This window comes from Martinezella tropici, from assembly GCF_003287875.1.
GTDB classification, from domain to species: domain Bacteria; phylum Pseudomonadota; class Alphaproteobacteria; order Rhizobiales; family Rhizobiaceae; genus Rhizobium; species Rhizobium tropici_C.
Genome location: NZ_QMKK01000054.1, coordinates 550,840 through 573,778, shown reverse-complemented (window position 1 = coordinate 573,778; position 22,939 = coordinate 550,840). Strand labels below are relative to the sequence as shown.

The 22,939-nt window shown below is 62.2% G+C and carries 19 protein-coding genes; 7 read left to right on the top strand and 12 right to left on the bottom strand.

What is annotated here, in order from left to right; all coding sequences use genetic code 11:
* Positions 1-42: 42 nt before the first annotated feature.
* Both cydC and cydD read right to left on the bottom strand, forming a co-directional pair.
* Complete coding sequence (cydC, locus tag DQ393_RS27985; RefSeq protein ID WP_112344929.1) at positions 43-1,731, bottom strand: thiol reductant ABC exporter subunit CydC; 1,689 nt, start codon at positions 1,729-1,731, stop codon at positions 43-45.
* Positions 1,728-3,416, bottom strand: a complete 1,689-nt coding sequence (gene cydD / locus DQ393_RS27980) for a thiol reductant ABC exporter subunit CydD (RefSeq protein WP_112344928.1) — start codon at positions 3,414-3,416, stop codon at positions 1,728-1,730. The genes cydC and cydD overlap by 4 nt, the downstream gene beginning before the upstream one ends.
* A gap of 662 nt (positions 3,417-4,078) precedes the next feature.
* Here cydD and DQ393_RS27975 point away from each other — a divergent pair.
* The 5 genes from DQ393_RS27975 (at position 4,079) to DQ393_RS27955 (ending at position 10,108) form a co-directional block, all read left to right on the top strand.
* Positions 4,079-4,534, top strand: coding sequence for a universal stress protein (locus tag DQ393_RS27975; protein WP_112344927.1), 456 nt, complete (start codon positions 4,079-4,081; stop codon positions 4,532-4,534).
* Positions 4,535-4,650: 116 nt separating this feature from the next.
* Positions 4,651-5,907, top strand: a complete 1,257-nt coding sequence (locus DQ393_RS27970) for an arsenic transporter (protein WP_112344926.1) — start codon at positions 4,651-4,653, stop codon at positions 5,905-5,907.
* A gap of 57 nt (positions 5,908-5,964) precedes the next feature.
* Positions 5,965-6,567 (top strand): TetR/AcrR family transcriptional regulator, encoded by a 603-nt coding sequence (locus tag DQ393_RS27965; protein ID WP_112344925.1) that lies wholly within the window; start codon positions 5,965-5,967, stop codon positions 6,565-6,567.
* A 41-nt stretch (positions 6,568-6,608) separates the two neighbouring features.
* The gene (locus tag DQ393_RS27960) at positions 6,609-7,586 is read left to right on the top strand and encodes a zinc-binding dehydrogenase (RefSeq protein WP_112344924.1); all 978 of its coding nucleotides are present in this window, start codon (positions 6,609-6,611) and stop codon (positions 7,584-7,586) included.
* A gap of 179 nt (positions 7,587-7,765) precedes the next feature.
* Positions 7,766-10,108, top strand: coding sequence for a heavy metal translocating P-type ATPase (locus DQ393_RS27955; protein WP_112344923.1), 2,343 nt, complete (start codon positions 7,766-7,768; stop codon positions 10,106-10,108).
* Positions 10,109-10,179: 71 nt separating this feature from the next.
* On the opposite strand, the gene DQ393_RS27950 is transcribed toward DQ393_RS27955, so the two are convergent.
* Positions 10,180-10,974: an AraC family transcriptional regulator gene (locus DQ393_RS27950; RefSeq protein ID WP_112344922.1), complete on the bottom strand. Its 795-nt coding sequence runs from the start codon at positions 10,972-10,974 to the stop codon at positions 10,180-10,182.
* 118 nt (positions 10,975-11,092) lie between these two features.
* Here DQ393_RS27950 and DQ393_RS27945 point away from each other — a divergent pair, with 118 nt between their 5' ends.
* Both DQ393_RS27945 and DQ393_RS27940 read left to right on the top strand, forming a co-directional pair.
* Positions 11,093-12,280 carry an FAD-dependent oxidoreductase gene (locus DQ393_RS27945; RefSeq protein WP_112344921.1) on the top strand — a complete coding sequence of 396 codons (1,188 nt, stop codon included), beginning with the start codon at positions 11,093-11,095 and terminating at the stop codon, positions 12,278-12,280.
* Positions 12,281-12,290: 10 nt separating this feature from the next.
* The gene (locus DQ393_RS27940) at positions 12,291-12,728 is read left to right on the top strand and encodes a hypothetical protein (RefSeq protein WP_112344920.1); all 438 of its coding nucleotides are present in this window, start codon (positions 12,291-12,293) and stop codon (positions 12,726-12,728) included.
* A gap of 77 nt (positions 12,729-12,805) precedes the next feature.
* On the opposite strand, the gene DQ393_RS27935 is transcribed toward DQ393_RS27940, so the two are convergent.
* The 9 genes from DQ393_RS27935 to DQ393_RS27895 all read right to left on the bottom strand — a co-directional run bounded on the left by DQ393_RS27935 (position 12,806) and on the right by DQ393_RS27895 (position 22,925).
* The gene (locus tag DQ393_RS27935; protein WP_112344919.1) at positions 12,806-13,846 is read right to left on the bottom strand and encodes an LLM class flavin-dependent oxidoreductase; all 1,041 of its coding nucleotides are present in this window, start codon (positions 13,844-13,846) and stop codon (positions 12,806-12,808) included.
* Between the two features lie 12 nt (positions 13,847-13,858).
* Complete coding sequence (locus tag DQ393_RS27930) at positions 13,859-14,797, bottom strand: ABC transporter substrate-binding protein (RefSeq protein ID WP_112344918.1); 939 nt, start codon at positions 14,795-14,797, stop codon at positions 13,859-13,861.
* Positions 14,798-14,874: 77 nt separating this feature from the next.
* Positions 14,875-15,819 (bottom strand): ABC transporter substrate-binding protein, encoded by a 945-nt coding sequence (locus DQ393_RS27925; RefSeq protein WP_112344917.1) that lies wholly within the window; start codon positions 15,817-15,819, stop codon positions 14,875-14,877.
* Between the two features lie 89 nt (positions 15,820-15,908).
* Complete coding sequence (locus DQ393_RS34155; protein ID WP_112345210.1) at positions 15,909-17,693, bottom strand: amino acid ABC transporter permease/ATP-binding protein; 1,785 nt, start codon at positions 17,691-17,693, stop codon at positions 15,909-15,911.
* 40 nt (positions 17,694-17,733) lie between these two features.
* A complete protein-coding gene (locus tag DQ393_RS27915) occupies positions 17,734-18,294 on the bottom strand; it encodes a GNAT family N-acetyltransferase (RefSeq protein WP_112344916.1) in 561 nt (186 codons plus the stop codon).
* Positions 18,291-19,487, bottom strand: coding sequence for a M20 aminoacylase family protein (locus DQ393_RS27910; RefSeq protein WP_112344915.1), 1,197 nt, complete (start codon positions 19,485-19,487; stop codon positions 18,291-18,293). Before DQ393_RS27910 ends, DQ393_RS27915 begins: the two co-directional genes overlap by 4 nt.
* A 15-nt stretch (positions 19,488-19,502) precedes the next feature.
* Positions 19,503-20,852, bottom strand: coding sequence for an LLM class flavin-dependent oxidoreductase (locus DQ393_RS27905; RefSeq protein WP_112344914.1), 1,350 nt, complete (start codon positions 20,850-20,852; stop codon positions 19,503-19,505).
* Positions 20,853-20,875: 23 nt separating this feature from the next.
* Positions 20,876-21,868, bottom strand: coding sequence for an LLM class flavin-dependent oxidoreductase (locus tag DQ393_RS27900; RefSeq protein WP_112344913.1), 993 nt, complete (start codon positions 21,866-21,868; stop codon positions 20,876-20,878).
* Between the two features lie 322 nt (positions 21,869-22,190).
* Positions 22,191-22,925, bottom strand: a complete 735-nt coding sequence (locus tag DQ393_RS27895) for a phosphotransferase enzyme family protein (protein ID WP_112344912.1) — start codon at positions 22,923-22,925, stop codon at positions 22,191-22,193.
* Between the last annotated feature and the right edge of the window lie 14 nt (positions 22,926-22,939).

Sequence of the window (22,939 nt, the reverse complement as noted above, 5' to 3'; positions counted from 1 at the left end):
ATGCGACGCCATTCGACGCGTCGCGGGCATGTTGGGTACCCCTCAATCCGGCCGCAGCCGGTCGAGGAGCATTTCGAATTCCGGTGTGTCGCGCTGCGCGCTGGCGGTTATGCGTCCGCCCTCGAGAAGCACAATGCGGTCTGCCAAGGCGGCCTCTCGACGAATATGCGTGGCGATGACGAGGCTGCGTCCGTCGGCAACCGAGGCCAGTCGCTCAAGCACAGTCCGGGCCGTCGTGGCATCGAGGCCTTCCGTCGGCTCGTCGAGCAGCCAGAGCGGGGCATCGCGCAGCAGAAGTCTTGCGAGCGCCAGCCGGCGAAGCTGGCCGCCGGACAAGCCGCCACCGCCTTCGCCGAGACGGGTCGAAAGGCCGTGCGGCAGTGCTTCGATGTCCTCAAGCAGGCCAGCCGCAGCGAGCGCGCCGCGTAACCGGTTGTCGTCGGCATGAGGGTCCGCGAGTTTTAGATTGTCCCGTACAGTATCCTGAAACAGCTCTGTACGCTGGGTCAGCGTTGCCGCACGCAGGCTCGCCACCGAACCGCCGGCAGCAATGATCTCGCCAGCGAGCAGGGCCAGCAATGTCGATTTGCCAACACCGCTCTGCCCAACGATCGCCAGCCGCTCGCCGACGGAAAGCGACAGAGAGACGTCCTTCAAGACAGGATGAGCTTCATCATGACCGGCTACCACGCCGGCAAGCTGGAATGCATGGCCTGCCTGCTGTTCGGTGGGTTCCAGCCGAACTGCGGCCGGATTCAGCGGCGGCGCGATGCGTCTTGCGGCAAGCAAGGTTCGCCCGAACTCGAGAGCTCCTCGCCTCATTGCCGCAAACGGTTCGGTTGCGGCAAAGGCAATGAGCAACGCAAAGGCTGCCGCGGGCGCACCGATCGTCCCCTGTTTGGCAAGAAGGGCGACAGTCAAAAGCGTGGCGGTTAACAACAGGGTCGCGCCAAGCGAGAAACCGGTTGCGACGGCGCTATCGATGCGGTTCAGATCATTATCGGCCCTGGCCAACCGCGCGTCGGCATCCGCAATCGCGGCTCGCTGCGACTGCAATTGCCCGGCCATTGCGAGATCGGTCTGGCCGGCGACAAGATCGATGGCGCGTGCGCGCAGTGCTTCCATCGCATGGGCGCGACGGCGGCCCGGCTTCAGCGCCAGACGTCCGGCTGCGAGCGATAGACCGAGACAGAGCGTAATGAGCCATGTTCCGGCTATCAGCCCAAGCCACGGATCGATGAAGCTAAGGGCGATCGTGACGGCGATGGCGGCAAGGACGGCGACGACGGCTGGCACCAGTACGCGCAGATATAGGGAATCGAGCGCATCGACATCATTCGTCAACCGGAACAGCAGCTTCGCCGGTCGGCGGATCATCGCCGCTGCGGCAGCCGGCTCGGCCCAGCCGCGGAACAGCCGCTCGCGAAGGGCCGCGAGAACCCTCAGCGTCGCATCATGGGTGACGAGCCGTTCGCCATAGCGGGCGGCCGTGCGGCCGATCGCAAGCATGCGTATGCCGGCCGAAGGCGCAAAGACATCGAAGACCGCGGCAGTTGCAACGGTCAAGCCGGCAAAGGCCGAAGCGGTGATGAACCAGCCGGACAATCCCAGCAATCCGCCGCCGGCAAGCATCGCCAGCACGGAGAGTGCAGCGCCAAGGGCCAGGCTTGCACCACGCTCGCGCCAGAACAGAGCAATAAGCGGAAGCAGAATTTTGAGTGAGCGCATCATGCCGCCACCTTCCCTCCCCGCTCGCCAAGTCGGACGACGCGGTGCATCCGCGCCACCAGCACCGGATCATGCGTCGCCACGATCAGGACCCGCCCCTCAGCGAGTGCGAGCAGCGCATCCGTCACGGCAGCGGCGGTTTGTGCGTCCAGATGCGCGGTCGGTTCGTCGGCGAGAATAATGTCTGCGCCGTCGTCGACCATCATGCGGGCCAATGCCAGTCGCAGCGCCTCGCCGCCGGAAAGGCCAAGCCCTCCCTCGCCGACCGCCGACACCCGTTCCGGCGTAAAGACGCGATCGAGAGCAACGCCTTCCAGAGCCTCGGCGATGGCGGCAGCATCGATGCCCGAGCGTCCGAGGGCGATATTGCACTTCACGCTGCCGGCAAAAACGTGTGGCTGCTGGCCGATCCAGGCCATGCGGCGACGCAGTGCATCCGCGGTCTCGTCACGCAGCGGAATGCCCCCTATCCGGATGACACCGGCATCCTGCCGGGCGAGACCGGCAATCAGCGACAGGAGCGTGGTCTTGCCTGAGCCGCTTGCGCCCCACAGCGCCACGTGTTCTCCCGGCGCGACCTTCAGATCGAAATGATCGATCGCCACATCGCGTTCCAGTCCATGCCGGAAGACCAGCCCCTCGATCTCGACCGACATATTGCTAATGAAAGCCGACGTCTGCCGATCGCTGCCACCGACGATCGTTTGCTGCGGCGAGGTCAACTCCTTGAGAGCCGAAAGTGCCGCCTCGCCGCCGGCGCGGTCATGCCAGACGGCAGACAATTCGCGCAGCGGCTCGAAAAAGGCCGGCGCAAGCAGCAGAATGAACAGCCCTTGTGTCAGAGTAAGACGGCCGTCCCAAGTGCCGATTCCGATCGAGCCCAGCAGGCTGAAACCGACATAAACGGCCGTTGCGGCAACGCCGAGAGCGGCGAAGAATTCGAGCACCGCCGAAGACAGGAAGGCGATCCTCAACACCGCCATGGTCCGGACCCGCAACGACTCCGCGTCAGCACGCAGGCGCTGCGCCGTCACATCGACGGCGTCGAGCGCACGGATGGTCGCGAGGCCGCGCAGGCGGTCAAGCAGAAAGGCATTGATGCCGCCGGTTTCGGCAAGCTGCTTTTCGCTGGCAGCCTTGGCGCGCCAGCCGATCAGCGCCATGAAAATCGGGATGAGTGGCGCGCAGAGCGTCAGGATCAAGGCGGCGAGCCATGAGATCGGCAAGATGCAGGCGAGCATGACCAGCGGCACGACACTCGCCTTCACCCGGACCGGGCGAAACCGCGCGAGATAGGGAACGATCGCCTCCGCCTGCTCGCCCAGGATGCTCGCCGCCAGGCCTGATGCCGGCCGGCCGCTGTCGAGCGGCGAGCGCAGTGCAAGCGCCTTGGTCGCGGCGGCGCGCCGGAGACTCAACTCGCGGCGCGCGGCCCCAAATGCCAGCCGACCACCGGCCGCATCCAATCCAGCGCGCAGAACGCCAATACCGACAACGACCGCTGCAGGGGCCGCGACATCGGCAGCACCGCCGCCTTGGCCAATCGCACCCACGCCGACGGCGAGCATCGCCGCCTGCCCGATCCAACCGAGCGACGACAGACATTGCAGTGCCGAAGCCAGACCGAGACCGCGACAGTTTTCGGTCGTCCGACCAGCTACGCCGCCTGCAGCGGCTGGGCTCCCCATCGAAGCGGGATTTGCGGCCTTGCCTCTTTCCAATATTCCATCGGTGGCGGAGGAAGCTGTCACGTGAGCCCGTCCTTTCCCATACTGTGCCATCAAGGAGGGTCCGCCGACATATGATGACCGACGTGTCTGCATCGCAGACACCTTGGTCTTCGTCGAACCCAGAACGCACTTGCCGCAATCGACGATATCGGAGCCCCAATATGACTGGCTTTCTGCCTCTTGTCAGCGACAAGAATAGCAGGAGCCGTCTCGCCGAAGGGTTGAGCCCACAGCAAGTTATTCGCGAAATGGTTCTAAAACGAATTGTGCAGTGCGCAAAAGCGTGCAGGATGTCGCAGGGCACCTATCCGACCATGGCAGATTGACGCAGAAGCCAATGATATTCCTGAGGTCAAGTTACGACAGCATCCAGGTGACAGGCGCCCTGCCATTTTGCAATGCAGCAATCCGAACATGTGCTCCGTTCTGGGAAGAGATGAGATTAAATCTGTGCAAATGCCGAAGCACGCGGCCATTGAACGCACGGACAGCGGCCAAAAGGCTCCACTCGGCTAACGATATCGCCGAATCAACGAGCAAGCGTCATACTGTCGGTGACGGCCGCCGCGATCGCAGACAGAGTTACCGATGGCTTCTGCGTGGACTATAGGGAGAGTGGAATGTACGAGAAAATCATCTGCGCGATAGGGCTGGGATCCCGCGAGCGCGCTGAACGTCTATTGCGCACCTCCCACGCTCTTCTGTCACCGGGCGGGGAACTGATCGTGGTTCATGTGATCGAGCGTTTTCCCTCGGGCAGCGAGAGCCCGGACAGTTGGGCCGTGTCCGTCATCAAGGAAGCGGAAGACAAGCTCGATGCGCTGTGCAAGCGCCTCGGCATTACCGCGTCGATAGAAGTCCGCACCGGCACGGCATCGAGAACCTTGCTGACGGTCGCGCAGGAGCAGAAGGCCGATCTCATCGTGCTTGCAACCCATGCGTCCGATATTCTCGACCGCATCTTCGGCTCGACTGTCGAACATGTCATCCGGCATGCGGAATGCTCGGTCCTCGTCGAGCGCGCCGACAAATCACATGATACTGCTGCGAAAGGGACCGGAACGAAAAAGGCGTAGCCTCGGGCGAAGTCGTCCGTCTCACGGTTTCCCTGAAGGCCGCGCCGAAATTACCGTTTGCGCCCCAGCGCTGCAATGCTACATATCCGCTCCCTTTCGATATCAAGACGAGCTGAATGACTGAATCCGCCATCACCTGGAGTATTGCCGGCCTGACGGCCTTAGGTGTCGTTGCACGCCCGTTCCGCTGGCCCGAAGCGATCTGGGCGGTTCTCGGCGCGGCGGTTCTCCTCGCCTTCCGGCTGATCGGCCCGGCGGACGTTTGGGCGGGCATTTCCAAAGGTTTCGATGTCTATCTGTTTCTGATCGGCATGATGCTTCTGTCGGAGCTGGCACGGCGCGAAGGGCTTTTCGACTGGGTCGCCGCCATCGCCACCTCACATGCCAAGGGTTCACCGCGCAGACTGTTCGTACTTGTCTATGGCGTTGGCATCGTCGTCACGGTCTTTTTGTCGAACGACGCCACCGCCGTGGTGCTCACGCCGGCTGTTTATGCCGCATGCCGCGCGGCGCGGGTGAAGGACCCGATGCCTTACCTGCTGATCTGCGCCTTCATCGCCAATGCCGCCAGCTTCGTGCTGCCGATCTCCAACCCGGCCAATCTCGTTATCTTTGCCGGCGGCGAAATGCCGCCTCTGTCCCGATGGATGCAGACCTTCCTTCTGCCTTCGATCGTCTCGATCATCGCGACCTTCGCCTGCCTCTATTGGACACAAAGACGCGCGCTTGCCGAAGACACGATCGCACGAGATGTCGGGCAGCCTTCGCTTTCACAGACGGCCCGGCTGGCCGGATGGGGACTTGTGGTCACTGCCCTCGTGCTGATCGCTGCATCGGCCATGAATTTCGACCTCGGAATGCCGACATTTGCCGCAGGCGTCATCACGACGGTGATCATTCTCGCACTCACGCGGCAAAGCCCGATGGAGACGGTACGCGGCATAAGCTGGAGCGTATTGCCCCTGGTGGCAGGCCTCTTCGTGATCGTTGAAGCGGTCAATCATACCGGCCTGACCACGCTTCTGTCCGAAAGGCTCGCATCCATTGCCGCACAATCCCAGACGCAGGCGATCGGGGCCGCCGGTTTTTCGGTCGCGATCGTCTCCAACCTCGTCAACAATTTGCCAGCCGGCCTTTTCGCAGGCAGCGCGGTGCAGGCGGCCCATGTTCCCGATTCCATCGCCGGCGCGGTGTTGATCGGCGTCGATCTCGGCCCGAACCTTTCGGTAACCGGCTCGCTTGCCACCATCCTCTGGCTCGCCGCCCTTCGTCGCGAGGGGCTCCATATCGGCGCACTGGCCTTCTTAAGGATCGGTGCCATCGTCATGCTCCCTGCCCTGATCCTCTCGCTTGCAACGCTCGCAGTGATCTGACGGCAAACAGCATCGAGTTTATAGACGACCGGTCGATTATTTGTTATCGGACCGCTCATGGTGACAAAGAAGAAATCAGAGCTCACTCGGAGCCATATTCTCGCGATCGGGCGGGAATTGGTGCTGCGCAAAGGTTTCGGTGGCGTCGGCCTGAAAGAGCTGCTCGAACAGAGCGCCGTGCCGAAAGGGTCGTTCTATTATTATTTCGCATCGAAGGAAGCCTTCGGCTGCGCGCTATTGAAGCAATATTGCTCCGACTATGCGGATCGCCTCGATGCGCTTTTCGGCTGGAAGGGCAACGGGCGCCAGCGTGTGATGCACTATTGGAATGCCTGGCTCTCGGATGGCGGCAACGCAAGCCTTGCCGACCGGTGCCTGGTGGTGAAACTTGCCGCCGAGATCTCCGATCTTTCGGACAATATGCGCGTGATCCTGCTCGGCGGCGTCGAGGATCTCATTCGCCGCCTCACCAAGACGATTACCGAGGGACGTGAGGACGGTTCCATTTCACCATCCTGCATCCCGGAAAAAACAGCCCGTTCACTCTATAGTCTCTGGCTCGGGGCGGCGATCCTGGCGAAGCTCGGCAAGGACAGGACACCGCTCGACCAGGCCATGCTTGCCACTGAACAAGCCCTTACCGCACCCGGCAGCCTTTGATCCACGACAGGACCAGCATGTCAACACGCAAGGAATACAAAATGCGCAGTGCCATCCACGATGTCTTCGGCGACCCTGCAGACGTCCTTTACCTGGCCGACATGCCGCTGCCGGAGCCCGGCGCGGGAGACGTGCGCATTCGCACCATTCTTTCGCCGATCCATAATCATGACCTTTGGACGGTGCGCGGCGCCTACGGCTACAAACCCATACTGCCGGCGATCGGCGGCAGCGAGGCGGTCGGCTTCGTCGATGCCGTCGGAGCGGGCGTCGACAAGACGTTGATCGGCAGGCGCGTCGTTGCCGCCGGTGTGCATGGCACCTGGGCCGAGCAATTCACGGCGCCGGCTGCCAGCCTCGTCCCCGTGCCTGATGTCATTACCGACGAGGCCGCAGCACAGCTGATCGCCATGCCGTTCAGCGCCATCTCGCTTCTGGAATCCCTTAATGTCGAACGCGGCGACTGGATCATCCAGAATGCCGCGAATGGCGCGGTCGGCAAGACGCTCGCCATGCTGGCCCGCAGCCGCGGCATTCACATGATCAATCTTGTGCGGCGCGACGGCGGCATCGACGAGCTGTCGGCATTCGGCATCGGGAACGCCGTTTCGACCGCCGCATCCGAATGGAAGGCGAAAGTGCGCGCCATGATCGGCGATGCGCCGATCCGCGCCGCGGTGGACTCCGTCGGCGGCGTTGCGAGCAACGACCTTGCCGATCTGCTGGGTGAAAACGGCCTGCTGGTGTCCTTTGGCACCGCGGCCGGCAAGCCGATGCAGATCGCCTCGAGGGCCGTCATCTTCAAGCAGCTGACGATCAAGGGTTTCTGGGGCATCAAGGTCAGCGCCGCCATGTCGGCCGACGAGCGCCGGAGGCTCATCAGCGAACTGATCACCCGGGTCGCGTCCGGTGAGGTCAAGCTGCCGGTGGAGGCCTCCTACGATATTACGGAAATCGCCCAGGCGGTGAAATCCTCATTGGCCCCCGGCAAGGCCGGCAAGGTTCTGCTGAAGCTGTAATTTCCTGGGGCAGCGCGCGCCGCCAGTGGGCTTTCGGGCGGCGTGAGCCACGGCGTCGCCCCGTGAGGGCGAGAGCCGGCGGAGTATTCCGATCCCGCGAGAATATGCAAAATGGCTCTTGTTCCTCTAGTAGCTAGAGGATGTAGCAATGGTTCCGACAGCAAAATCGGAACCGGAAGATGACGTCGACAACACAACAGAGCCGCTATCGCGTGGAGGGCATGGACTGCGCCTCCTGCGCTGCAAAAATCGATACAGCCGTTCGCCGCCTGCAGGGCGTGGAGGACGTCTCCGTCTCCGTCACGGCGGGTACGATGACCGTCAGGCATCAAGGTGATCCCGACCTGCTGCCGACTATTGCAAAGCGGGTCTCAGGCCTGGGCTACAAGGTTTTCCCGCTTCCGCAAGGCAACCTTCCCGCGCCGAAGGTGGCAGCGGATGCTCACACCTGCGGCTGCGGCCATGACCATCATGATCGCAAGCCGAACGCTCACGACCACGACCATACGGGGCACGACCATGACCACGGCGATCACGGGCATGGTGCAGCTGACCATCAACACGATCACGCAGGACATAACCACGCCTCGGAGGAGGCGGATGCGCCGACGGCCGGCCTTCACGGTCATGACCACGGCCCAACCTCGGGACCCTGGTGGAAATCTGCCAAGGGCCGGTTGACCATCGCGACCGGCGTGGCCGTGGCCGCTGCCTGGGGTATCGGCAAGCTCGTTCCCGCACTCGACGCCTGGATCTTTACTGCCGCCATGCTTGTGGGCTTGTTGCCGATCGCCAGGCGCGCCTTCGTGGCCGCAAGGATGGGAACGCCGTTCTCGATCGAAATGCTGATGACGATCGCGGCCATCGGCGCCGTCATCATCGGCGCCAGTGAGGAAGCGGCAGCCGTGGTCTTCCTGTTTCTGATCGGCGAGCTGCTGGAAGGCGTTGCAGCCGGCAAGGCGCGCGCCAGCATTCAATCCTTGACGGATCTGGTGCCTACGACCGCTCTCCTTGAAGAGAATGGCATGACCCGCGAAGTGCAGGCCGAAAGCCTCGCCGTCGGCGTCATCATCCTGGTTCGTCCCGGCGACCGCATACCGGCCGACGGCGTGATACTCTCCGACGAAAGCGCTATCGACGAGGCGCCGGTCACAGGCGAAAGCACGCCGGTGCGCAAGGGGGTGGATGCAACCGTCTTTGCGGGCACAGTCAACGGCGATGCCGCCCTGCGCGTCCGCGTAATTGCGGCAGCATCCGACAACACCATCGCCCGCGTCGTCAAGCTGGTCGAGGAGGCGCAGGAATCGAAGGCTCCGACGGAGCGTTTCATCGATCGCTTCTCTCGCTACTACACGCCTGGGGTCGCCGTTGTCGGTGCGCTCGTCGCGGTGATTCCACCTTTATTCCTGGGCGGCAGCTGGAGCGAGTGGGTCTATAAGGGCTTGGCGATCCTGCTGATCGGTTGCCCCTGCGCCCTCGTCATCTCGACGCCGGCGGCAATCGCAGCGTCACTGTCTTCAGGCGCTCGCCGTGGCCTGTTGCTGAAAGGTGGCGCCGTGCTTGAGAACATCGGCAAGGTCACCGCTATTGCCTTCGACAAGACCGGCACGCTGACCGAAGGCAAACCCAAGGTCACCGATATCGTCGGCCTCGGCATGAGCGATACGGACGTACTGCGGCTGGCAGCCGCGCTCGAAACCGGCTCCAGCCACCCACTCGCCCGCGCCATCCTGGGCCACGCGGCTGAAACCGGAACGGATATTCCGCCGGTCATGGATGCTAAAGCGATCGGCGGCAAGGGCGTCAGCGGCACGGTCGATGGTTTGGAGGTGTTCCTCGGATCGCCGCGGGCAGCCGCCGACCACGTATCGTTAACCTCGGAGCAGTCTGCCCGGATCGCCGCACTCAACGATGAAGGAAAGACGGTTTCCGTCATCGTTGCCAAGGGTGCGGCAGCCGGCTTGCTCGCCATGCGCGACGAGCCGCGCACCGATACCGCCGCCGGTCTCAAAGCGCTTGCCGATGCGGGTATCAAGACGATCATGCTGACGGGCGACAACCAGCGCACGGCTGAGGCGATCGGCAAGACGCTCGGCATCGAGGTTCGCGCGCAATTGCTGCCCGAAGACAAGCAGCGGATCGTCGGCGATCTGCAGCGGCAAGGTTTTCGCGTTGCCAAGGTCGGTGACGGCATCAACGACGCGCCAGCGCTCGCAGCCGCCGATGTCGGGATTGCCATGGGCGGAGGAACGGACGTTGCGCTGGAGACGGCGGATGCCGCCGTGCTGCATGGCCGCGTCGGCGATGTCATCGAGATGATCGATCTTTCCAAACGGACGATGAGCAATATCGGCCAGAACATCACCATCGCGCTCGGCCTGAAGGGTATCTTCCTGGTCACCACCATCGTCGGCATCACCGGACTTTGGCCGGCGATCCTCGCCGATACCGGCGCAACCGTGCTGGTGACCATGAATGCCCTGCGCCTGCTCGCCCTCCGGCCTCGTCGGGTCGCCGCCTAGGCTAGCTATGGGCGCCGATCGACAAGTCGGCGCCCTACTGCTGCGATCGCAACCCTCCGCAACATTTCGCCTCAGGTCTTCCGAACAGAGAGATAGCGGCGCGGCGATAGGCCGAATGCCTTCCTGAACATGGCGATAAAGCTGCTGGCACTGGCATATCCCAGGCTATCCGCCACTTCAGCGATCGGCTTGCCCGTACTCAGATATTCAAGCGCAAGCAGCAAACGCGCCTGTTGCCGCCAATTGGCAAAGGACATGCCCGTTTCGGCGTTGAAAAGACGCCTGGCCGATCGCTCGGATATGCCTGCCTGCTGCGCCAACGCATGAAAAGTTTCCTCGCTGGCCGGATTCTGCAGCACGGCATCCGCGATGCGGAGCACGCGGCGATCTGTCGGCATCGGCAGATGCAGGCTTTCGCGCGGGGCTGCTCGTACCTCATCCAAGAGAACAGCGGCGAGGCGACGCTGTTGTGGAGTAAGTCTTTCCTCCCAGCGCCATGTGGTCGCGCGCCGCACCAGTGCTCGCAACACATCGCTGACGCTGAGAACGCAGGGGGTCGTCGGCAATCCGGCGCTGGCGTCCGGTGTCAGCAGGATACCCCAGCCGCTCGGCACGCCGTTGATCCCTGCCTTGTGCATCACACCTGGCGGAATCCAGCCTGCACGCTGCGGCGGCAGCAGCCATGAGCCCCCAGGCGTATCGACGCGTACCAGGCCGCTCTCGATGCAGAAGAGTTGCCCGCGGCCATGCGCGTGCCAATCATACTCCTGAGTGCCGAGGCGGAAGGCGCTACCCGGTTCATCCGATCCCCAGAAGGCGATGAGCGGTGGCCCGTCGAGACGCTCGCCAATATCTTCGATGCCCATGTTCCGTTTGGCCGTTTCGCAACATTTATAGTCCGAATGTCGTTACCACGTCCCGGTCGTGGCACGCTATTCTTCCCTGACAAAATCGAAGTCGAATAGTGAATGGAATAGAAGGCCCATGCAGGACTTTCATGTCGTCATCATCGGCGCAGGCCTTGGAGGCCTGTGCCTCGCCCAGGGATTGAAGCGCGCCAACATCCGTTTTGATGTCTATGAGCGCGATCCTGCAGCCGATAGCCGCTTACAAGGTTATCGCATCCGTATCGATCCGAGCGGGCAGCGGGCGCTGGAAGCTTGCTTGCCACTCGAGCTGTTCGCGCTTTTTCGAGCCACGACCTCCATCAGCCCGAAAGCGGGACGCTTCCTGACACCGCAACTTCTGCCGATCGCACGGCGCGTACCGGCAAGCTGGGATACCGGCGAGGACGAAGACGACGGAGATCTGAGCGTCAATCGCCTCACTCTTCGCGAAATTCTGCTATCGGGAATCGAGGACCATGTTCATTTCGGGCACGCATTCACGCAGTATCGCTGCTTGGAGGATGGGCGCGTGGAGGTGCAGTTCGAAGGTGCCTCCCCGGTCTCCTGCAATCTGCTCATCGGTGCCGATGGCGTGAGCTCGCGGGTACGCCGCCAGCTGGCGCCCTATGCCGAGCCGGCGGATACCGGCTCGATATGCGTCTACGGAAAAAGCGAGCTCCCATTGACCGGCGGCGGCCTGCTTGAGGACGGGACGACTGTGATCTTTGCCGATGGCTGCACGGCGATCTTGGATCTCATGCGATTTGGCGACGATTTTCAAAGTCTTGCCGCCGATTGCGCACCCGATTGCAAGCTGACGCCGGTGACAGACTATCTCTATTGGGCGTTGATCGGGCCACGTAAAAGGCTGGGCCTGGAGACATATGACCACACGCGGGACCTGCCCGTATTGCTCCGGACAGCCATGCGCGGCTGGCATCCGGAACTGAGGCAAATCATCGGCCGGAGCAAGGCCGAAGCGGTGGCAGCGCTTCCGGTCAGAAGCGGGCGTCCCGACGCCCTTCGGCCGTTCGGTGCCATCACGCTCCTGGGCGATGCCATCCACGCGATGAGCCCTGCCGGCGGCCTCGGCGCCAATACGGCCCTCGAAGACGCACGCATGCTTTCACAAATCCTCGCGAAGGCCGGCAAGGAAACAAAGACGATCTGCACCGCCTTGCTGGATTACGAGGCCGACATGCGCGAACGGGCAATCCGCGCCATCGACGCGTCGGAACGCGGGGCCGCAATGCTGTTCGCAGCAATGACCGACAAAATCGCTTGAGGACAATAGCATGACTATCGACGTCTCCACGTTCACCTTTCACGATGTCTCCCTATGGCCGATCGTCCGCCAATCGGCAGGGTCCGTACGGTCGGGCTATGCCGCACAATGGGAGCGGGAGATGGACGCCATGCTCGCCATCTCCATGCCCTTCGTCGTCATCATGGATGGCGACCAGGCAGCCGAAGATCACGAGGACCGCAAAGTTCGCGGCATATGGCTGAAGAAGAATAAGACGGCGCTTGCGGCCATTTGCAGGGCGGTGATCGGGATCGAGGCCAATCCCATCAAGCGCGTCGCCATCCAAGTGCAGATGGCTCTTGCCACAAAGGCGTTCGGCACCAGAATGGAGCTCGTCGCGTCGCAAGAGGAAGCGCTGCGGCTTGCGAAGCGAATCCTCGAAGGCAGCGAAACCACGACATCGCCTATGGGCCGGCAAATTCCCTAGCGCATCGCGGATAGCGCGCCGCCATGCAGACCGGGCGGCCTTTATCCCGCGGGCCCGGTCTTGCCGTTATGCTACCCTCAGGATGCGGTCCGCCGCAGAAGCGTGGTCTCCTTCCAGCCAAGCTCCGGAGCGATCAGCGTCACGAAATCATGGATGATCTGCCGGTATTCCTCATCGTGGAACTCATAGGGCAGCTCCAGTCGGAATTCGCTCACATGGGTAAGGATCGGGTCCTTGCGCAGGCGCTCCAGTATCTCATCCGATGAGCCGACGACATCGCGGGCGAAGAGGGTTCGCCGCTCGCCCTGCGGCGAAAGCGTGCGCTCGTAGCGGCCGGCGGCATAGTCCGTATAGCGTTTGCGGGTGATCGCGTCGGCGCTGTCGAAAGGCACGATGACCCGGCCGAGCGCCACCCGCCGCGTATCGCCTCCGGACGCGCGATAGGTTTCCAGCTGACGCGATTGCGCAACGAAGAAATCGTCGGTCTGTTCGCCCGTCGTGACGTTGCCGATAAGGAGATTGAAGCCGTTGCGGCCGGCCCATGCGGCGGACCGCAACGAGCCGCCGCCATACCAGATGCGATTGATCAGCCCCTTCGCATAGGGCTGGAGGCGCGGACGCTGCGGGCCGAACGGCGTCTTGATGACCGTATCCTGATTGCCGAGATAAGTGCCCCTCAGATTGTCGGCAAAGCGCAGCACCCTCTGATGGGAGAAATCGTGGCTCTCCCAATCGCCGTCGAAGGCAAGCGGCCCGATCAGATCCGCATGCAGCGGCCGCCCGGCGCTCAAGCCGATATTCAATCGTCCACGTGACAGCACATCCACGGTCGCCAGATCCTCGGCAAGGCGATACGGGCTTTCGTAGCCGATGGGAATGACGGCGGTGCCAAGCTCGATGTGGCGCGTGCGCTGCGTCGCGGCAGCGAGGAAGGCGCTGGCCGAGGAGATGCCGGGCTCCAGATGGCGCTGGCGAACCCAGGCGCTGTTGAAACCCCTCTGCTCTCCGTATTCGAGCAATTGCAGGGTCTGCTCCAGGCCGGCGAGCGGATCCTCATCCGGATAATTTCCCGGCGTCAGAAAGCCGATATGGCTGATCGATGGGGCTTGGCGGCTCATGCGGCTGTCTCCTCAAAATTTCGGCAGGCCCGGCGGATTGGTTTCCGACTTCGGCAAGGCTTCTTCGGCAAGATGCCAATGGTCAAGGATCTTGGAGTAGGTGCCATCTTTGATCAGCCCATTCGTTGCGATGGTGAGCGCTGCCGCGAGACCGTTGCCCTTGCGCGTGGTGATCGCGACGTCCGAGTGATCCGGCCAACCGGCGCTTAGCGTACCCACGCGCTTGATGTTCTTGTCGCGAGCCGCGATGTAGACCAGCTGGGCGTGCGGCTGCACGATGACATCGGCACGGCCCGAGCGGAGGGCCAGAAGGCTCGCGGCCTCGTCATCGTAATATTGCAGCTCGATCGGCTTCAGGCCGGCTTTGACATCCTCATCGCTCCATTTCAGCAGGATGCGCTCCTGATTGGTGCCGGCGCCGACAATGATGCGCAGGCCGGCTGCGTCCTTCGGCTCCTTGATCGAGCCGATCTTGCTGTCGTTCTTGACGAAGAAACCGTGCAGGCCCTGTCGATAGGTGGAGAAATCGAACTTCTCCTTGCGCTGCTCGGTGACGCCGACATTGGAGATCACGGCATCGTATTTGCCCGATGTCAGCCCCAGCGGCCAGTCGATCCAGGCGACTGGCACGAGCTCAAGTTTGAGGCCGAGCGCATCGGCAACGGCATAGGCATAATCGGGATCGGCGCCAACGACCGTCTTGGCATCCGTCGCATAGGTCGCGAGCGGCGGGCCGCCTGGTGCGACCGCCACGGTAAATGTGCCTGGTGTGACGAACTTGAAATCCTTTGGGATAGCGGCAATCGCCGCTTCATTTTTCGCCGCGTGAAGGCGTCCGGGCTGTTCCGGGCTCAGATCGAAATCTTCGGCTGCCATTGCCGGCGCGAGACCGGTGAAGGCAAGTGCCACTGCGGCAGCAAACGCAGTTCTGAAAATAGTGCGGATAGTCACGGAACCTGTATCTCCATTTGAGATGGATGGGAGCAAACCGGCGTGAGCCCCACTGACGCCGGTCCGCCCGACCAACGTTACGAACCGCTCTTCGGCAGGCCCGCAGGGTTGGTCTTGGATTGATCGATCGCTTCGGCAGTGAGGCTCCAGCGCTTCAGCACTTCGCCATACTTGCCGTCCTTGATCAGATCGTTGAGTGCGAGGGTGATGGCATCAGCAAGGCCGGCGCCCTTTTTCGTCGTCACGGCGATTTCGGCCGTTAGCGGCCAGCCGCCGGAGACGGTGCCGACAAGCTTCCTCGTCCCGTTGATGGCGGCCTTATAGGCCTGCGTCGCATTCGGATTGAACTCGACATCGGCACGACCGGACTGCAAGGCAAGATCGGCGGCGGCGCGGTCATCGTAATATTGCACCTCGATAGGCTTCAGGCCGGCTGCCACATTCTGCCGGTCCCATTCGAGAATGATCTTCTCCTGATTGGTGCCGGCGCCGGTGATCACCTTGAGACCTGCGACATCCTTGGGCTCCTTGATCGAGGTGATCTTGCTGTCGGCCTTCACATAGAAGCCGAGCACGTCCCTGCGATAGGTCGAGAAATCGAACTTCAGCTTGCGCTCTTCCGTGACCGTCACGTTGGAGATGACGGCATCATATTTCCCGGAGGAGACGCCGAGCGGCCAGTCCTCCCAGGCGACCGGCACCAGCTCGAGCTGCAGGCCGAGGGAGTCGGCAAGCAGTTGTGCGATATCGGGATCGGTGCCGACGACCGTCTTGGCATCGGTCGCGTAGGTGGCGATCGGCGGATCCCACGGGTTGATCGCGACCGTGAACTTGCCGGGATTGACGAACTTGAAGCCCGGCGCAATCGCCTTGATCGCCGCCTCGTCCTTCTCGGCGCGGACGCGATTGGACGTGTCCGGGCTGAGGTTGAACTTCTCGGCCGCACCCGCTGCCGTGCAGCTCATCGCTACCGCCGTCAGGACGCCGGCAGCGACATATTTCACTCTCTCAATGAATGTCATTTCCCTACTCCTTTTCAATTATAGGTTGTTTATATTGTTGTGGTTACTCGGGCGCCTCTTGCGTCAGAGTGTCCAATACCTGCTTGCTGCTAGAGAACCTTGGCGAGGAAGGCGCGGGTGCGCGGATGTCTCGCATCGTTGAAGATCTGGCTTGGCGAACCCGTTTCGAGGATATGCCCGCCTTCCATGAAGACGACGGTATCCGCCACCTCGCGGGCGAAGCCGATCTCATGGGTGACGATCACAAGGGTCGTGCCGGTACGCGCCAGCTCCTTGATCACATCGAGGACCTCGCCGACGAGTTCCGGATCAAGTGCCGAAGTCGGCTCGTCGAACAGCAGCACCTTCGGCCGCAGCGCCAAGGCACGGGCGATAGCGACGCGCTGCTGCTGGCCGCCGGAGAGCTGGCGGGGATAGGCATCGATCTTGTCGCTGAGCCCGACGCGGGCGAGAAGCTCCTGCGCAAAGACGGTTGCTTCGTCGCGGCTCACCCCACGCACCTGAACCGGCGCCTCGATAATGTTTTCCAAAACAGTAAGATGCGGGAACAAGTTAAAGTTTTGAAAGACCATACCGATGTCGGTCCGGCGCTTCAGAATATCCTTCTCCTTGAGCTCATAGAGCACCTCGCCCTTCTGCGTGTAGCCGACAAGCTCGCCGTCCACTGAGATAAAGCCGCTGTCGACGCGCTCGAGATGATTGATCGCACGCAGCAGCGTCGATTTTCCCGAGCCCGACGGGCCGATAATGGCTGTGACGCTGCCGGCCGGCAGGTTGAGCTCGACATCTTCCAGGACCTTCAGCGTGCCGAAGCTCTTCGAAATGCCATGGATGCGTACGGCACCACCCTTGGCACGAAGATCCGTCGCGCTCCGAAAAGCGGCGAGTGCCTCGGTGTCCGATCTGGTGCCTGCCGCGGCGGCAGGCAGCGGCCGCTCGAAGCGTTTGAAGAATGCCTGGAACGGCAAGGGCGTCGGATTGCGTACCGCACCCTTGGAGAAATAACGCTCGATATAGTGCTGCGCGATCGACAGCACCGTCATGATGACGAGATACCAGACGGTTGCCACCATCAGCAGCGGAATGACTTCCAGATTGCGGCGATAGATGACCTGTACCGTGTAGAACAGTTCCGGCAGAGCGAGCACATAGACCATGGACGTGCTCTTGGCGAGGCCGATGATCTCGTTGAAGCCCGTCGGCAGGATGGAGCGCATCGCCTGCGGCAGGACGATGCGGAACGCCTGGCGGCGGCGAGGCAAGCCGAGGGATGCAGCCGCTTCCAACTGACCTTGATCGACCGACAGAATGCCGCCACGCACGATTTCAGCAAGGAAAGCGGATTGGTTCAGCGTCAGGCCGAGAAAGGCCGCGGCAAACGGCGTCAGCAGCTGCGTGGTCGGATAATTAAACAGCACCTTGTCGCTGAACGGAACACCGACGCTAATAGTTTCATAGAGATAGCCGAGATTGTTGAGAACCAGCAGCAGCACGATCATCGGGATCGAACGCAGCAGCCAGATATAGCCCCAGGAGAGGCTTGCAAGCAGCGGCGACTTCGATACGCGCGCCAGCGCCAAGGCCGTTCCGAGGATGGAGCCTGATACCGCCGCAAGCGCCGTCAGAAGCAGCGTCCTGCCAAGGCCTACCAGCACCGGCTCCGCAAAGAACCATTGGGCAAAGACACCCCAGCCCCAGCGCGGATTGGTGAAAGTGGAATAGAGGACGACCGCTATGACGAGCGCGGCAAAGATCGTGCCGGCCGCGCGTCCGGGGTGCCTTGCGGGCACGATGCGATAACGCGAATAGTCAGTCTTCGTCTCGGCGGCTCCAGTGCCTCGATCGACACCTGCAAAATCCGTCGTCAGCGCCATGATGCTTACCCCTTTATGATTGTGATTGATCCTGTTTCCGCTATCGGCCGGCAGCGGCCAGTCGCCGTGGGGAGCCGGAAGCTTCGGCGACATAGGACAAGGCCAGATGGCTGATATCCTTCTCGAAAGGCAGGCTCTTGTAGATCTCCGGATCCACCGACGTGTCGAAGAGCGCGGTGTAGCCATTGGTGAGATAAAGGCCGACCGCCTCGGGCTGACGGAAGCCTGTGGTCAAATAGATACGGCGATAACCCTGTCGCCCGGCCTGTGCTTCCAATTCCACCAGCAACTTCCGCGCCAATCCCTGCCGCCGCAGATCGTGCCGGGTCCAGATCCGTTTGAATTCGGCGGTCTGGTCGTCATAGTGCTTGAAGGCTCCGCCGCCGATCGTTTCGCCATCGCGCAAGAGGAGCAGGAAATTGCCATCCGGGGGCGCGAAGGCTTCCGGCGGATAGCGATTGAGTTCCGCCGCCGCCCCTTCGGCATTGAAATAGTTGCCGTAGCGGCTGTCATATTCATGGATCAGTTCGTCGATCAGCGGCTTGGCGCGTGGATCGAGCGGGGTCGTATAGAGAAACGTATCGCTCATGTCGGTCGTCACCTGTTGTCCGCGAGGAAAGTCTCGGCGAGCCGCACCCAGTAACGGGCTGCGGGCGCTATGATGGCGTCGTTGAAATCGTATTGGGCGCTGTGCAGAGGCGCGCTGTCGCCATTGCCGACAAAGAGATAGCTCCCTGGCTTCGCCTCCAGCATGAAGGCGAAATCCTCGCTTGCCGTCCGCGGCCGGAAGTCCGTTTCCACGGCGGCGGTCCCAAGCGTCTGCAAAGCAACATTGCGGGCAAAGGCGGTTTCATCGGCATGATTGATCAGTGCCGGGAAACCGAGGCGGTAATTGACCTCGGCAACCGCGCCGAAGCTTTCCGCCTGCGCACGCGCGAGCGCGGGAATCCGCTCCTGCAGCCTTGTGCGCACCTGCTCGCTGAAGGCGCGCATGGTCAGCTTCATCTCGACGCTTTCGGGAATGACGTTCGAAGCCGAGCCCGCGTGAATGGAGCCCACGGTCGCAACCGCCATATCCTGCGGATCGATATTGCGGGAGACCACGCTTTGCAGCGCCGTGATGAAGGAGGCCGAAGCCAGCACGGGATCGACGGCGCGATGCGGCTCGGCGCCATGACCGCCCTTTCCGACGATCCTGATCACAGCCTGATCGACGGAAGCCATTGCCGGGCCGGCAACGAAGCCGAACTGTCCCGTCGGGACGCCGGGCCAATTGTGCAGCCCGAAGATCGCATCGACCGGAAACCGATCGAAAAGTCCTTCCGACAGCATTTTGCGCGCACCTGCGCCGATTTCCTCGGCCGGCTGGAATATCAGCCGCAGCGTGCCGCTGAAATTGCCGCTTTCGGCGAGATAGCGGGCGGCTGCCAACAGGATCGAAGTATGCCCATCGTGGCCGCAGGCATGCATGACCGCTGGATTGCTGCTGGCATAGTCGAGCCCGGTCGCCTCCTCGATGGGCAGCGCGTCCATATCGGCACGGATACCGATGCTACGCTTGCCATCGCCGCGCTTGAGGGTCGCGACGACACCGGTACCGGCGATACCCGTGGCAACGTCGTAGCCCCAGTCCGACAAGAGCGATGCAACCTTCTTGGCGGTTCGGTGCTCCTGGAAGGCGAGCTCGGGATATTGGTGCAGATCATGTCTCAGCGCGACAATCTCATCGAGATAGGCGGCGATCCTCGTCTCGATTTGATCGGTGACTGAAGCGGGCTTGATGATGGCGTTCATGGCGATCGTCCAGGCTCAGGCGCCCATGGCCTTTGCGGGTTCGATGCCATCCTGCCCTGCCGCATAGCGGCTCTCGCGGAATGGCAGGCCAAGGTGGTCGCGCAGCGTCTCGCCTTTGAGCGCGGGATCAAAATAGCCGCGCTCCGTCAGGATCGGCAGGACATGTTTCGAGAAATCATCGAAGCCTTCGCCGATCACCGGGAAGCCGAGGATAAAGCCGTCCGCACCTTCTTTGTCCATCCAGCGGATGATCTCATTGGCAATGTGCTCGGCGGTGCCGATGAAGGAGGTCCGCGGCGTGGCGGCATCGAGCGCCACCTCGCGCAAGGTGAGCCCCTTCTCGCGCGCGGTCTTCTTGATGCGATCGGTCGTGGCACGGAAGTTGTTGCGGCCGATGTCGCCGAGATCGGGGAACGGCTCGTCCAGCGGATAGGCGCTGAAATCGTGATGATCGAAGAAGCGGCCGAGATAGGCGAGTGCCTCCTCGATGGTGACGAGATTGCGGATCGCCTGGTATTTGGCGTCCGCCTCCTCTTGCGTCGCGCCGACGATCGGTCCGATGCCTGGGAAGATGCCGACATCGGCGGCACTGCGGCCATGCGCGATCGCGCTCTGCTTCACCTGTTTGTAGAAGATCTTGGCATCGTCGAGCGGCCCACCATTGGTGAAGACGGCATCGGCATGCTTGCCGGCGAGCCGGATACCGGAATCCGATGCACCGGCCTGGAACACCACCGGCTGCCCCTGCTTTGAGCGGCCGATATTGAGGGGGCCTTCGATGCGGAAGAACCGGCCCTTGTGGTTCAGGCGATGCAGCTTGGACTTGTCGGCGTAGACGCCGCTCTCGCGATCACGAACGAAGGCATCGTCGTCCCAGGAGTCCCACAGGCCCTTGATCGCATCGAGATATTCATCAGCGATCTCGTAGCGCAACTCGTGCTCGGGATGTTCGCGGCTATAGTTGCGGCCGGAGCCTTCGAGCGGCGACGTCACGGCATTCCAGCCGGCACGGCCGCCGCTGATGAGATCCAGCGAGGCGAACTGTCGGGCGATGGTGAAGGGATCGCTATAGGAGGTCGAAACCGTGCCGACCAAGCCAAGCTTCGTCGTAAAGGCGGCGAGCGCGGACAGGATGGTCAGCGGCTCGAAGCGGTTGAGGAAATGCGGGATCGATTGTTCGTTGATATAGAGTCCGTCGGCAACGAAGGCGAAGGCAATCCCCGCCTCCTCCGCCTTTCGGGCCGTCTTGACGAAGAAGTTGAGATTGGTGCTGGCGTCGGCCGGTACGCTCGGATGCTTCCAGGCATTCATGTGGCCGCCCGGGCCTTGCAGCATGATACCGAAGGTGACGTGTTTTTGAGTCATGATGATCCTCCTGGGATAGGCGCTCAGGCAACGAGAGAAAGGCGCTCTTTGGCGAGCAATTCTATGGAGTTCAGCCGTTCGGCAGCGGGCAGCGCCGGCGTGTCGAGCACGAATTCTTCGACGCCGTAGCGGCTGTGGAGCGCGTCGAGTTCGCCGCGGATCTGCGCCGCCGTGCCATGCAGCACGCTTGGCACCTTTTCCTCAGTCCGGAACTCCGAAAAGCCCGCCTGGCGCGCAAATTCCGCCGCTTGTTCCTGGGTGCCGACATTGACGCTCTGGCCGTTGGGCAGGAAAAGCTTGACGATGCGCAGCTGGCCGACGCGCTCACGGGCATGGGCCTCATTTTCGGCGGCGAAGGCGGCGAGCGCCAGGATCGGCACCTTGCCGCCGCTGGCATGGTCATAGGCTTCGAAGGTCTTCCTCAGATTTTCCGGATCGCCATTCAGATGGCCGGCAAACACCAGCCTCCAGCCCTTCTCTGCCGCGAGCTTCGCGCTTTCGACACTCGCGCCTAGCAGGAAACGCTCAGGCGAGCGCGGCGGGAAAGGCGTCGCCAGCGCGCCATCGGAATGAGGATCGGCCGCGAGGTAGGTGTTGATGTCGGAGAGCTGCTCGGCGAAGTCCGGCTTCTTCTCAGGATCGAAGGCGCGCTGCAATGCGCGGGTCGAGAGCGGAAAACCGCCCGGCGCCTTGCCGACGCCGAGATCGATACGGCCGGGCGCCAGCGAAGCCAGGAGATTGAAGGCCTCCGCGACCTTGTAGGCGCTGTAGTGCTGCAGCATCACGCCGCCCGAGCCGATGCGGATCTTCGAGGTTCGGGCGAGAAGATAGGCGATCAGAACCTCCGGCGCTGAACTGGCGAGGTTCGCCATATTGTGGTGCTCGGCGACCCAGAAGCGATGATAGCCAAGCTCTTCGGCCCTGATGGCCAATCGCGTCGTGGCGCCAAGCGCATCGGTGGCGCTGAGCCCCTGTTCTATCGGGCTTTTGTCGAGAAGGCTAAGGAGATAAGACATGCCGTTTCATCCATGTTTGCGTCCAATGCCGACCATCGAGCGCTATAGTCTATAAAAATCATAGATTTTAAGTTATTTAAGAAACAGCTTTCTTTTTCTTTCGCCGGATGCGGAAAAAATCGGCAGTGGCCGACTGGGATGGGCATGGAGGCATAGCAAATGCCACCTGAGCCGGGGTTGGTGGCAGCTTGTGCCTTTCAAAAGGTCACAGACGCGAAATAGCTGCAGGATGGGGGAGTTAGGGATGCGGCGTGATTAAGGCTTGCAGTTTGACCTATTCAGTCGCCGGATGTTCCGGCGCGTATCGATCTGCCGAAACCGCTCAGACCGCTCGAACTTCGGCGAGCCGCCTGACTGCGTACTCGTCCTTCCAGCAGACAGTGGCTTCCCATGCGGCAGACGCTTGCGCGGCGATATCATAAGCGTCGTTGTCGAGATCGGCAGCGTTGTCGGGCAGCACCAGATCAAGATCGGGGACGTCGACGTGAGACTCATCCCAGTCGATCAATGCGACGTGATCCGCAGCCATGCGGATGTTGACAGGATTGCCTGGGTTGCCGTGGACAACGCATGTCTGGCGCCCGACGAGCCGTGCCCACGCCGTTCGACATCGAGCAACGCCCTCGGGCGGCATCGCGGCAAGGTTGACCCTCGTTCCGGTTTCGGCATGCAGGAGGTCGGTCGAGGATTTCCAACCGGGGCGCTGCTGCCATCCCTGCGTCAACCGATGCAGCTTGCGCAGCGTATCGGCGACGCGACGCCAGTCGGATCTCGTCTCCGGCGGTCCGCCTTCGATGTATTTCATCACCACCAGACCGTCCACGAACAGACGGCCGTCGGTCGTCGGGATCGGTACTGGAACGGTCATACCCGCACGATCGAGGTATTGGAGCAGCTCCGTTTCCCATGCGAGATCAGCGTCGGACCTGAAGCCGAGACGACCGACCGCAATCCGCCCATGGACGCGAACGCTCCAGACGTCGTTCGCAATGCCGCCGGTGAGCGGTTCGATGCGAACTGCGTCGTCACCCCATTGTCCAAGTGCTTCCCATCCCATCGGCAACACCCTTG

Coding starts and splice junctions, on each gene's coding strand:
- cydC (WP_112344929.1), bottom strand. CDS start 1,731: ATGATGCGCTCACTCAAAATTCTGCTTCCGCTTATTGCTCTGTTCTGG.
- cydD (WP_112344928.1), bottom strand. CDS start 3,416: ATGGGGAGCCCAGCCGCTGCAGGCGGCGTAGCTGGTCGGACGACCGAA.
- DQ393_RS27975 (WP_112344927.1), top strand. CDS start 4,079: ATGTACGAGAAAATCATCTGCGCGATAGGGCTGGGATCCCGCGAGCGC.
- DQ393_RS27970 (WP_112344926.1), top strand. CDS start 4,651: ATGACTGAATCCGCCATCACCTGGAGTATTGCCGGCCTGACGGCCTTA.
- DQ393_RS27965 (WP_112344925.1), top strand. CDS start 5,965: ATGGTGACAAAGAAGAAATCAGAGCTCACTCGGAGCCATATTCTCGCG.
- DQ393_RS27960 (WP_112344924.1), top strand. CDS start 6,609: ATGCGCAGTGCCATCCACGATGTCTTCGGCGACCCTGCAGACGTCCTT.
- DQ393_RS27955 (WP_112344923.1), top strand. CDS start 7,766: ATGACGTCGACAACACAACAGAGCCGCTATCGCGTGGAGGGCATGGAC.
- DQ393_RS27950 (WP_112344922.1), bottom strand. CDS start 10,974: ATGGGCATCGAAGATATTGGCGAGCGTCTCGACGGGCCACCGCTCATC.
- DQ393_RS27945 (WP_112344921.1), top strand. CDS start 11,093: ATGCAGGACTTTCATGTCGTCATCATCGGCGCAGGCCTTGGAGGCCTG.
- DQ393_RS27940 (WP_112344920.1), top strand. CDS start 12,291: ATGACTATCGACGTCTCCACGTTCACCTTTCACGATGTCTCCCTATGG.
- DQ393_RS27935 (WP_112344919.1), bottom strand. CDS start 13,846: ATGAGCCGCCAAGCCCCATCGATCAGCCATATCGGCTTTCTGACGCCG.
- DQ393_RS27925 (WP_112344917.1), bottom strand. CDS start 15,819: ATGACATTCATTGAGAGAGTGAAATATGTCGCTGCCGGCGTCCTGACG.
- DQ393_RS34155 (WP_112345210.1), bottom strand. CDS start 17,693: ATGGCGCTGACGACGGATTTTGCAGGTGTCGATCGAGGCACTGGAGCC.
- DQ393_RS27910 (WP_112344915.1), bottom strand. CDS start 19,487: ATGAACGCCATCATCAAGCCCGCTTCAGTCACCGATCAAATCGAGACG.
- DQ393_RS27905 (WP_112344914.1), bottom strand. CDS start 20,852: ATGACTCAAAAACACGTCACCTTCGGTATCATGCTGCAAGGCCCGGGC.
- DQ393_RS27900 (WP_112344913.1), bottom strand. CDS start 21,868: ATGTCTTATCTCCTTAGCCTTCTCGACAAAAGCCCGATAGAACAGGGG.
- DQ393_RS27895 (WP_112344912.1), bottom strand. CDS start 22,925: ATGGGATGGGAAGCACTTGGACAATGGGGTGACGACGCAGTTCGCATC.